Here is a 12,964-nt window from a genome sequence, read left to right on the forward strand (position 1 = left end):
ATCTTCGTTGACGTTGAACGTCTGCGAACCCGTCACCACGGGAGCGTTATCATTGACGTCGTTGACAGTAATCTCGATCGTTTCGGTCGATGACGTATTGGCTCCGTCTTCCACTTGAACTGTCAACGTGTAGCTCGCGGTGCTCTCCCTGTCGAGATTGGAGTTATCGAGAATCGTCAGCTCACCCGTCGACGAATTGATCGAGAAAATCCCGTCGCCATTGCCGTCCGTGATCGACCAGTTGGTCAGTCCACCTACCGAATCGGGATCACTCGCGGTCACTGTCCCGAGTGAATGGTTGTTCGCAGCGTTCTCCGCGACACTAAACGCTTGCGACGCATCGATCGTCGGCGTGTTATCGTTCAGGTCATTGACGGTCACCGTCAACGGCTTTTGAAGCAAGTTCCCGCCCGAATCCATCACAGAGATAATGACGTCGTAGGCAGTTTCGTTTTCGTAGTCGAGGACACCATCGTCCAAGATCAACTCATTTGCTCCGGCACCACCGATCGAGAATAACGCGGCGTCTGCACCACCAACAATGCTCCACGAAAACTCATCCCCGGCATCCACGTCGGTGGCGGTTAGGGTGCCGACGCTATGCCCACCATCGGTATCCGTGTTCTCATCAACGGTCAAATTGCTCAGCGTTATGTCAGTCGGCGAACTGTTGTTGCTGAACAACGCAATCGCGTCGATTGACTCGTCGGAATCCGTGAGATCAATGTCACTTCCGTCGATCAAAAGGGTCGCGTTGGCCGCTGCCGTCCCGCTGCCGAGCGTCGTTTGAGTGATGTCTAGAACGAAGACGTCCTGTCGTTGCACGGAAAGCACGTTGTCGCCAACATCGTCGTCACCATCGAGCGTCAAAAGGATGTTGCCTTCGGCGAGCGAGGTCCCTGCAACATCAATCGGCTGTTCAATCAGTTCGATGCCGATCAGTTTGTCCGTGATCCCAATGTCGGCACCATCAATTAGCAACTGTGACGTACCGCTGGTTATCCCATCGCCAACATCATCGGCAACGTACGTGTAGATATTGCTGTCTTGACTACCGCCGGATCGAACATAGAGAAACGTTCCCGCCGCGATTGTGGTATCGGCATAGTCGACGTCCTGTTCAACCAACGTGATCCCGCGAACCTCGACGCCCATGAAGTCGTCAAGCAACAGAAAGAACGTTCCTGAACTGTAGTCTCCCGCACTGTCGGCACGGAAAACAACGACGTCATTTTTGTCAACGTCAACGCTATTGCTACTCGTCAACGTTTGGTTCGAATTGACCGTAAAGAGAACATCACCCGATTGCAGGTTGAACGCAGGCTGCGAATCTCCTCCGATAGTGATATCTGTTCCCACGTAGTGAAGAGCCGAAAGGTCAGCTCCCGAAGCAAAGTTCTCAATATCAAAGGCAACCGTCATATCGCCTGACGTGGTATCGGCGGGACTTCCTGCAGGATCAAACGACAGGCCAGAGCCACCGAGCTCAATAACCGTGCCCTTGTCCCAGGTTCCCAATGACGACGACGAACCATTCCCGTCGGTGCTAAACCAAAATTGTCCGCCGTTTGGAGGTGCCGTCACGGTCACCTGGACCGTCGGCGAAAACACGGTGTCGCGAGCCCCATTGAGCCCGCTACCGGACGCGTAGACGTCAAGGAACGCGCCGGTATCACCGTCATAACGCAGGATCTGATTGCTCAGTTCACTGCCCACGTACAAATTGCCGTCGGGGCCAAACGCGATCCCTACCGGGCCATCGAGCGTTCCGACTCCCGCACCCACAAAGGTGTCAATGTAGGCCCCCGTGTCTCCGTCATAGCGGAGAACCTCGTCCGTCGCGTAGGACGTCACGTACAAATTGCCATCTGGACCAAACGCCATCAATTCGGGGCCGCTCAATCCTCCATTTGCCGCGCCGACAAAATCACCAACGACCGCACCGGTTTCACCGTCGTACCGAATCACGCGGTTGGTGTTGTAGCTACTGACGTACAAATCGCCGTTCGAGTGAAACAGCAATCCGATCGGTCCGTCGAGCCCACCGGTGGCGTCGATGAACACGTCAATAAAGTCGCCTGTTTCCCCGTTGTAGCGGAGCACTTGATCGGTTGCATGACTAGCGACATACAGATTTCCATCCACACCGAATGCGATTCCCGCCGCTTGATTGAGTCCGCCTGCACCAGCAGTAACGAACGTATCGATGCGAGCGCCCGTGGACGGATCGTACCGTTCAATATCGTTTGAATCGAATCCGCCAACGTACAGCAACCCATCCGGTCCGATCACTGCCGCGGCGATGGAGGTCTGATCGCCGATTCCGAACTGTCCGAGGAAGTCCCCACTGACCGCGTCAAACCGAAAGATGCTGTTGGAAATACTCAATGTCACCAACAGTTCGCTATCGTGCCACGTCCCGTCCTCATCGGTCGCCGACACGGTGATGTTGTGGGTCAAACCGGAGACCGCGTACGTGTGGCTGACCGTTGACGGGTCGCCGACAACGGTTTCGATCGTCCCGTCGCCCCAATTCACTGTCCAGTGAGAAATGGTATCGTCGCCGAAGTCGGTTGCATCTAGACCGAGGAAGTAGACCGCGCCGCTCGAGATCGTCGTCGACCCGTTGACCGTCAACGTCGGCGCGACGTTCGTCACAGTCACCGTCGTGGTGGTTGTCACCACGCCCCCCTTGCCGTCATCAATTTGCAGACCGATGGTATAGACGCCGTCATCGCCCATCCCGAGTCCCTGCAACGTCGCCCAGTCCAATGACACGGCGGCGGATGTCGGTTCACTGGCTTCACCATAGTTGCCGTCGTTGTCCATATCCCACGCGAACGACAGAGTATCTCCATCGAGATCATCCGAACCGCTGGCGTCGAGGTTCAGGGTGCCGCCTTCCTCAATCGTGTAGGGTCCCCCCGAATCAATCGTGGGTATTTGATTTGGCGGAGTTTGCACGGTCAGATTCGTCACCGCCGCGGTGCTGAACGTGACTCCCGCACGGGCGTGGAACGTCAACGTTCGCGATCCGACAGTCGGTGAACCGGCGGTGTTGTCGTAGGTGATCGTCCGCAACACCTGTTGGTAGTTGGCGACAGTATCGCTCCCCGATAGGGTCAACACTCCGTCGGCATAGCTCGCTGTGATACCTGTCCCGGTCGTATCAACCGCTAAAACCTCGTCGGTTCCGTCTAGGATTCCGTCGAGGATTACGGTGAGAGAATCGATGTTCGCATCGTCCCCTTGTGTGACCGTCGCGTCCGAGTCCACAACGACGACCGAACCTGACCCGATCGTGAACGTTGCGTTGTAGTTGCGTCCTGCCGCGGAACTGTCGTTCGCATCGAGATCAATCTCAGCCGGTGCAAAACTGAACTGCCTCGAGAACACGCCGCTTGAATCAACTTGATCAGTTTGATTGCCGTTTCCACTCCAAACCACGACAAAATTGTTCGCGTCGAGCATCGAGATTGACGCATACTGCTGGTCTCCCGATGTCGTTACGTTGACCTGCTCGGCGGACATCAGTGCGTTGGCATCTTCATCGTAGATCCGGTATTTCACCGATGCGCCGCTGCCATCGCCGTCCGAGTCTCCGTGATACACGACCACAAAGTTTCCATGGTCGTCCATGTCCACGGACGGGCTCGTGTTGTCCGAACTGAACGATTCATCACTGGGCTCAAATAGGGCGTGACGCACATCACCCGAGAGTTCAAACGTTTTCGCCCATACGCCCGCGCCGGCACCAACCAGTCCTGGCGTACGGTATACCACGACGGTCCGCCCCGACTCATCCATCGCAATCGACGGGCCATTGGCAGCGGCAATCGTCGTATCAACCATCAGATCGTTATGCATGGCGGTCGCAACGTTCGATCCGTCAACATCGTAGTGCCGGACATAGATTTCCCCGTCAGCCTGCCACACGACGGCGAACTGCCCCGAATCGTTCATCGCAACATCTGGCGTGGTTTCCGAATCGAGATCATCGACATTCACACGAACCTGCGCGGCGTCGATCGTGGTGCCATCGGCATTGAACCGTCGATAATAGATTCCGTCGTCATCAGATGCCCCCTTGCCTTCCCACACGATGATAAATTCACCGCTGGCGTTGACCGCGATCGACGAGTTATGTTGCTCGCCGGTTACGTACGTATTGACGACGAACTCATTTCCAAGAGCGGTTCCGTCGGCACCGAAGCGTCTTGCGTAAACGTCAACGGGATCCCCTTCAATGACGAGAGTCCACGTGACGACGAAGCTGCCATCATCCGCCGCATCGACACGTGCCCACTGTTGGTCATCCGATGTGGTCTGGTTGACCTGGATCTCGCCCGTGAGCGCCACACCAGCCGCGTTGAATCGCTGCGCGTAAACCGCCTTGCCATCACCATCCTGGTTGTCACTCGTCCAGACAACCACATAGTCGCCGTTCGCAGAAACCGCAACGGCCTGATTGCTACCGCGTGTCTCAGCCTCGGTAGTTTGATCTCCTGACGTTGTATCGTTGACTCGGACCTCATCGGAATCGTCAAACTGCGCCGCGGTCATGAACGCGGCGCTGAACTCCGACGTGCTCCCGTAGTAACCGCCACCACGATCCTCCGTCGCCGTCGCGGTCACACCGACAATGGAGGTCGCCGTCACTCCGGTCAACGTGGCGGTAAACTGCTCGCCTCCCGAGACACTCGAGGTGACGATCGTGGTCGTACCGAGATACGTTTCCCCCTCGCCGTGACCATCGACCCCAACACCGCTGGGGTTCTCAAAAAACTCGATACGGTAAGATCCCGATGAAAGATCAACGCTAAACTCGATTTCCAAATCGGCACCGTTTTGAACAACTGATGTGATGATCGGGTAGTTCAAAAGGTTGTTTGGACCACTGTCCACATCATCCGTGTCATTGACGCTAACGGCATCGTCATTGAGATCAATCGCCAAGTCATCGTTGTCGTAAATGCTGTTGCCGAGCAGCGCGTTGCCCGTCGCTCCCGAGACGATACTGACACCGTGCGTCGTGTTGAATGCGATCACGTTGCCTTCTCCAACCTCGGTTCCACCGATCACGTTGTCCATGGCACTCGACTGAATTCGCATACCATGAATCGCGTTGCCAAGGTCCAGGCTGCCAGCCGAGTTCGTGCCGATATAGTTGCCCTGCACGTGATTGCTGCTCGTCCCCGCGTCGGTAATTTCGATCCCGGATGTCCCGTTTCCGCCGATCACGTTTGCCTTGGCCGCTGAGTCGCCACCGATCTGGTTGTTCGACGCACCGCTTCCGATCTGAATCCCTTGTGCCGTGTTTCCGACGGCAACCGTCGCGGTTGCGTCAACGCCGATGAAGTTCCCCTGAACAGTGTTGCTCGACGTTCCGCCGTCAAAGATCTGAACACCGTTGGTGTTTCCCGAGATCACATTACCGAGGCCTTCACCACCGATCGTGTTCCCGTTGGCCCCGGCATTGATCAGAACCCCAGCGACGGAATTGCCCAACGCCGTGACACCGGACGAATCCACACCGATCAGGTTGCCAATGACATCGTTGTCCGTCGCGGAGCTGCCGGTGATATAGACGCCCGCGGAAGTGTTGCCCGAAAGAATGTTTTGGTCCGCGGACGTCGCGCCGCCGATTTGGTTCGACGCCCCATAGACAACAATCCCGTTGCCGCCATTGCCGGTCCCCCCCCCGCCGCTCGTACCGGTGTTATCGAGTTGGCCGATGTAGTTGCCGACGATCAGGTTGTTGTCCGAACCGATTTGAATTTCGATTCCGTCGCCACTCCACTGACGAATGATCAGCCCGCGGATGGTACTGCCGTCGGACGTCCCCGACAAAGTCAGCCCGTCACCGGATCCGCCCACCGAATCGACGCCGGAAAGAACGATCGCGGGTCGATTCCCATTCGCCGCGAAACTGTCGTCGGTGGTTGCGTCGATCGTGACCGCCTCAGTGATCGTCGGCAATACACTCGTTGGAGCGATCACATGAACGCCGGTGCCACTGATATTGAACTCAATCGTGTCCGCACCGACAGAAGCGTTGGCATCGAGGATGGCTTGCCGCAACGAACCCGCGCCGCTGTCTGCGGTATTCGTCACCGTGAAGGTCGTACCGGCGGCTTCGAACGCTCCGATATCGGGCGAGGCGTCCCGCGCTACGTTTCGCCCGTCCGTAGCCGACGCTCCGGAAACAGCACCCGCGTTGTGAGCAAGACTGCCTGCTGTCAGAGCATGCGTTTGGACGTAACCGCCATTGTCCGCGAGCACTTCGAGCGACGCAGAAACGTTCGTAAGATCACTGCCGACAAACCCCGAACCGCCGGTAGTGTCCCCGATCAAATTGTTGCCGAGACTCGAGATCGTGCCTTCAATGTCGGCGTTCGCGCTCGCGACACTGTTGCCGGCAACAATCGTATTAAGCAGCGTTGGAGAGGTTGCGCCCTGCATTCGAAGCCCACCGCCGGAGTCGGCATTGTTGAGCGTGATTGTTGAATTAACAATCGTGAGCGTCGAGTTGTTGTTGTAGATGGCTCCACCACTACTCGCCGCGGTGTTGCCACTGATCGTGACGTTGGTCAACGACAACGAAGGCAACGTATCGTTGTAGATCGCTCCACCGGATCCCGCCGCGTTGCCCGACATAGTGACCCGCTCTAGGATCGCGGTTCCCTCGTTGAAAATACCGCCACCTTTGACCGTTGAACCGGTCCCGCCGTTGTTCGATATTTCCACATCGGTGAGGTTGATCGTTCCGAGGTTAGAGATCGCGCCGCCTTCAGACGCGCCATTGTCGGTAACAATCACTCGTTCAAGCGTCAAACTCGCCGCGGCGTCATTAACACTCACCGCACCACCACCCGTCGATGCCACCCCAGCCGTTACGGTGAGATCCGACATCGTCAGATGTCCGTCGTGAACATCAAACACGCGGTCGTTGTACCCCGCATCAATGATCGTCAGTCCCGAGCCCGCTCCGACAATGGTGACGTCTTCATGGACATCGAGGTCTCCCGTCGCGGCGTTGTCCTCGCCCGCAGCATTGAGCGTTCTCGTATAAGTTCCCGCGAGCAGGTTGATCGTCGTATCACCACCGACATTTGCGTTCGCTTGAATAATCGCTTCGCGCAACGAAGTCACGCCGTCACCGCCATCGACCACGTCGCTGAACGTATCGACGTTGATCGTCAGCGACGCGAGCTTGTGTTGCCACGTGTTTTGCAACTCCACCGAGAACGCGACGTCCGATTCGATCACTCCGACGTGATACTCAAACTGCCAATCACCACCGTAGCCGGCGTAGCCCGTATCGTCGTCACTCGCAGCAACATCAGCCCCGGTAAGTGCGCCGATCGAATCGATCAACGTCTGACCACTCACACTGTCCGCAAGATCGCAACCATAAAACAAGATGTCCGCGTCCGAGGAAAGAGACGATTCCCACGACGCGATTCCACCGGCGTACGCGTCCAGGTTCGACTCACCTAACCAGGTCTCGCCCAATTGGATCCGGCCGTCTTCGGAGTGCGACACAATGTGCAAGGACGCCACATCGCCGCGTCCTTCAAGGATGTCGGATATCTGCTCAACACCGTCCCGATCGGAGTCCAACACGTACACATCCGCGTCCGACCGGTTTTGCTCCAGATCATCGAGCAGTGCTTGCAAATCGGCCACCGACGAGTCGATCACGATGATCTCACGCGGCGACATCTGCGTGGACGGTTCGGCCACGGTCTGTATCGACGCGTTTTCGTCCGCGTGCGTGTCATCGGATGAAGTCGACTCCACCTCGACCTGAAGCACCGTTGCACTCTCCGCGGACTCCGCCATCACTGCTGGATCGATCGGTGTGGCACTGAAGAGCAAACGCGGCTCGAGATCACCGAGCCGCAAAGGACGTGAGGAGGCATTCGGGAGCGAACCGGCACGGTGTTGATCTCGGAATCTCGTGGCGACTTCATCTGCTCTCATCAGCAGACGTTGCCACCAATCGTTCGTCTTTGTTCGAGACATCTTAATGAGATTCCTACTGGATACTTACCACCGCGGTGTCGTCGCTCGTGCGTTGTTCCGGGGCTAACACGGGATTGCATTGATTTGCGCATATCGATCCAAGTCTGCATTGCAAACCTACGTGACGTTTCCGACCGCCGCCGACCTTTCGCGTCGGGCAATCTGGGAAAAATAGCGAGACCCATAGGCTCATCGGCTTTGGGAAGACTTTGCTGTCGCAGTTTTGACGCAAACATCTGTTTCCGCGCCTGCCACTATTCGGGTGGATCCGTTTGTGCCGAATGAAACCGATGATGCCGTCATAACGATCTACGGTTCTTTCCCGAATGCGCAGCCGCGTGAAACAGAAATCTTGCATCCCGAAAGGCGTTGACAGGTGGTACCGCCACCTCGCGCCGTTCGCTGCTGCGCTGTTGGCGACGGGATTTTTGATGGTGTTTGCTGTCCCCGTCGCGGGTGAATCGCCGTCGCGAGCGACCACAACACCCGACGATGTTTCGCACCTTTTCCTCGGTTACCTGCCCGATCGTCCCGGTTCACCGGAAACCAACGCAAACCGATCAACCACCGTTTCAACGTCGCCGGACACCACCGACCAACATCAACCGCTCCGAGACCCTGTCGGCATGAGCGAAGTCCCGACGCCGCAACCGGACTTCGTCTCCGACGCTCCACTACCGCACTCGACCGAGATTCATCACAACTGGGGATCATTCGACCGTGCGTACTCGCGATCTGCGTCTGACATCCCAAACCCAATCAGCCAAGGTCCGTACCGCAACCAGCTCGACATCTATCGGGCGCGAGCCGACGAACTGTCCGATCAACCGACGACACTTCCCGGCGAGTTCATCGCAACGGACTCCATTGACGATCCAGCGATCCGTTGGTGGGAATCCTTGATCGGCCAACCGCTCGGGCTGGCGCAGGAAACCATTGCGGTCGACGTTTGCCAATTGGCCGAAACCAGCCTTGTCGCCTCGCCCTACGTGCGCGGACTGCTGACCGAACCGAAGGTCCGCTACAACGACATGGTGATCGCCGATGCGGAGTTCGATACGACCGCGTTCGTCGAATCCAAATTCGCGAGAACCAACGAACCGGTCGGCAGCGTCCTGACGACGGGGAACAGTTCCGAACGTTACCTCGACAATCTGTTCTCGTCTTCCGCCGGAATCCGGAAACGATATCGCAGCGGCGGAAATGTCGAAATCGTTCAACGCGGCGGATTCCAAAGCAACAACTCGACCTACCTGACACCGAACCCGCAGGGAACATCGCGGCTCGAAATCAACTTCGCTCAACCCCTGCTCCGCGACCACGGACGCGCCGTCAACACAACACGCGTGCTCTTAGCTCAAATCAACGTTCAGTTGGCCAAGAGCGAAACGCGAAACGAAGTCGAACAGCACCTCGTCGATGTCACGAGAGCATACTGGGACTTGTATCAAGCGCGTGCGGAATACCTCCAACGCAAACGTCTGCTCCAAGCCGCCGAGGAACTGCACGCTAAATTGCTCGCTCGGGGAACCATCGATTCGCAGCAACGCCAGATCCTCCGAGCCGAGGTCGCGATCACGCAGCGACGCAGTGACCTGATCCGAATCGAAGCACGCATCCGCAACGGACAGGCACGCCTGAGAATGCTGACGGCCGATCCGAACCTAATGCGGGGAGGCAACTGGGAACTGCTGCCTGGTGAACTGCCGCTCAACTGTCTCGTCCCGGTCTCGCCTCGCGAGGCAACCTTGACCGCGTTAGAAAACCGGCCCGACATCACGCAATCACTGCGAAAGATCCACGCCGTTTCCAGCAAAGTCGGTGCGGCGAGAAACCAAGTCCTACCGCGTCTCGACCTCTTGCTCAGTTCCTACGTTGCCGGACTCGACAACGACCGCGATACCTTCGGTGCGATCGCTCGACAGCTGACCGACGGCGGCCCCAGCTACGCGGCGGGATTCGTATTCGAACTCCCCGTCGGCAACCGCGCCGCCCGCGCCCGACTGCAACGCAACCAATGGGAACTCAACCGCAGCGTTTACGAATTCCAACAAACGACCGAAGCCGCCATCACCACCGTCGAGATCGCTGTCCGCGAAACCCGCACCGCGTACGCCGAAATGATTGGAAATCAACAATCGCTCGTGGCGGCGATGCGAGAGGTTTCCTACCTCCAACAACGTTGGCAATGGTTGCCCGACCCGAACGAGTCGGCTGTGCTGCTGATTGAAGATCTGCTCGAAGCCCAAGAGCGCGTCGCTGAGGAAGAACAGTCCGTTACGCGTGCGCAGGTCGCCTACGCGATGTCATGGATCACGCTGCGCAAAGCCATGGGCGTGCTGTTGCAGGTGCACGTCGAAGAACAACTCTGTAACGAAGAGATGCAGTTCGAAGAGTGGGAAATTGGCGACACGATCGTCACCGAACCTCATTCGGCCGGTCCCCGACAAGGGAGCCTGCCATGAGCCAGCCTCTCGATGCCGCGATCAACCGCACCGCCACGGCGCGCGAATTCCAACGAAAAGTCACCGACCAACGAATGATCGCCGCGGTGATTCAACGAGGTCGCGAGTTCGCAGAACCGCTGAAGAACGAGACTGCCGACGGGCTATACTTGCTGACCAGCCAACTGAAAGAACGCATCCACAGCCCCCGTCGGCACCCCAACAGCAACGCGGTGGATTGGGAGTTGCTGACCAACGCCATCGCGGTCGTCCACGAAGCGATTCGGCGTGAGTTGTCACTCGAACCCTTCGACACGCAGCTACGCGCCGGCATCGTGATGAGCCTCGGTGGAATCGCGGAGATGCAAACCGGCGAAGGAAAAACGCTCTCCGGCGTGCTCCCCGCCTACGTCAACGCGTTACGCGGCAAAGGAGTGCACGTCGCAACGCCCAACGCCTACCTAGCACGTCGCGACTACGAATATCTTCGCGGCGTCTTTCGGCACTGCGGCATCACGACCGGTGTGGTCGAACTCGAATCCGACGACGAACAGGCGCGACAGGCGTATCAAGCCGACGTCACCTACGGATCCGCACACACATTCGGGTTCGACTATTTGCGAGACCAAATCGCATCGCAAAAGTCGTCGGCTTCCCCGATCGGTTTTCAGCTTCTTTCAACACTGCGCGGCGTCAACGCCTCACAGCGACGCCAACGCGGATTGGCTTGTGCGATTGTTGACGAGGCCGATGACGTATTGCTCGACGATGCGGTCTCACCGCTGATCCTCAGCGACACCCCCAACGGCCCGGCCCCCGACGCTCCGGTGCATCGCATGGCACTCGGGTTCGTCGGCCAACTTTCCGAAGGCGAACATTTTTTCGCATCCGGTTCGGACCAGATCGAATTAACCGACGAGGGATTCGCGAAAACCTACAGCGACACCGCCGCATCAACTCACCCGAACTTGTTGCGTCCGTGGCACGAATACGTCATTACCGCCCTCCGCGCCGCCTATCATTACGCCCGTGACGTTCACTACGTCGTCCGCGACGACAGTATCGAGTTGATCGATCGAGCGACGGGGCGAGTGTTCGCCGATCGCAGTTGGTCCGGCGGGCTACATCAAGCCGTGCAGGCTCGCGAAGGTCTGGAAATCACGGGTGAATCTATCGCGTTGGGGCGAATCACGAAACAGAACTTTTTCCGTTCCTATCGCTACCTGACCGGAATGACCGGAACCGCCGATCAGTGCCAACGTGAACTCGAACAGGTATATGGCACGCCGGTGGAGACCGTCCCGCTGCGGATCGCGAGCAAACGAGAAACCTACACGCCACGGTTCGTATTAACTCAGGATGAAAAGTATGAAGCGGTCGTCAACGAAGCCTTCTCGATCGCCGTGAGCGGACGTCCGGTTCTCGTCGGGACATTGAGCGTGAGCGAAAGTTTGGCGATCGCATCGCGTCTGCGAGAGTTCGGACGATCCTTTGAGATCTTAAACGGCGTTCAAGACGCGGATGAGGCTGCGGTGGTAGCAAACGCGGGCCGCAGCGGAGCGATCACGGTCGCTACGAATTTGGCGGGCCGTGGCACCGATATCAAACTCGATGAACAGGCACGAGAGTGCGGTGGATTGCACGTCATCGTCACGCAGATGCATCCCTTCGCTCGCGTGGACAGACAATTGATCGGGCGTGCGGCACGATGCGGCGATCCAGGTTCGTGCCGCTTTTTCATCGCCGCGGATGATCCGTTGCTGCTGCAACATGCGCCGTGGATCACGCGGCATCTGCATCGAGTGGCAAGCGAAAACGTCGACGCATTCCACCCTGCCGGTTCGATCGCGGAAGATCCACGACGTGACCATCGATTGTTCAATCAAATCGTTACCGTTCAACGTCGACTGCAACGCGAAGCGAGTTCGCGCCGACTGCAGATGCTGAAAACCGACCTGCGTGAGCAAGAAATCCTTTTCCGCGCGACCGACCAACCGGACGCGTGCTGGGCAATATGAGATGGAGTCTCGAATGAAGCGCAAACCAATTCAATGGACCGCATGGTGCATCCTCGCCTGCATCAGCATCGCACCGGTGCATGCGATCGAGATCGAAACTTTTACGCAACCTTATCGCACCGTCGACGTACCGGCCGCCGAGATGGGAGTGCTCAAGGACGTCCTGGTCGAAGAAGGCACACGCGTTTCCGAAGGGCAACTGCTCGCACAAATTGACGACCGCGTCCTCCGCGCGTCGCTCGAAATCGCCGAAGCCGCCGTGCGTGCCACCAGTTCCCGACGGGCCGCCGAAGCCGAACTGGCACTCTGCGAAGAACAACTGCGGAGCTATCGCGAATTGCTCAACGAAGGCAATGCCACCCAACGTGAAGTCGACCGAGCCGAAACGAACTACTGGCAAGCCACCACGCGGATGCAAACCGTCCGCGAAGACGCCGAAATGCGAGAACTCGAACAGAAACGAATCGCCACGCA

The 12,964-nt window shown here is 57.8% G+C and carries 3 protein-coding genes and 1 pseudogene; 3 read left to right on the forward strand and 1 reads right to left on the reverse strand.

Annotated elements, in window-relative coordinates; translation table 11 throughout:
• On the reverse strand, window positions 1–8,028 hold an 8,028-nt coding region (locus tag RSSM_RS31670), incomplete at its 3' end, for a DUF4347 domain-containing protein (protein ID WP_052336049.1).
• A gap of 338 nt (window positions 8,029–8,366) precedes the next feature.
• On the opposite strand from RSSM_RS31670, the gene RSSM_RS13815 reads away from it, so the two are divergent.
• The 3 genes and pseudogenes from RSSM_RS13815 to RSSM_RS13825 form a co-directional block, all read left to right on the forward strand.
• Entirely contained in the window at window positions 8,367–10,493 is a 2,127-nt protein-coding gene (locus RSSM_RS13815) for a TolC family protein (RefSeq protein ID WP_236621142.1), read from the forward strand.
• Window positions 10,490–12,490, forward strand: a complete 2,001-nt coding sequence (locus RSSM_RS13820; protein WP_008679677.1) for a preprotein translocase subunit SecA — start codon at window positions 10,490–10,492, stop codon at window positions 12,488–12,490. Before RSSM_RS13815 ends, RSSM_RS13820 begins: the two co-directional genes overlap by 4 nt.
• 13 nt (window positions 12,491–12,503) lie before the next feature.
• Window positions 12,504–12,964, forward strand: a pseudogene (locus RSSM_RS13825) (biotin/lipoyl-binding protein); the annotation flags it as partial.

The sequence above is a fragment of the Aporhodopirellula sallentina SM41 genome (assembly GCF_000346505.1).
Classification (GTDB): domain Bacteria; phylum Planctomycetota; class Planctomycetia; order Pirellulales; family Pirellulaceae; genus Rhodopirellula; species Rhodopirellula sallentina.

Bases quoted from the DNA above. Each gene is read 5' to 3' on its own strand.
- RSSM_RS13820 (WP_008679677.1), top strand. From the start codon at position 10,490: ATGAGCCAGCCTCTCGATGCCGCGATCAACCGCACCGCCACGGCGCGC.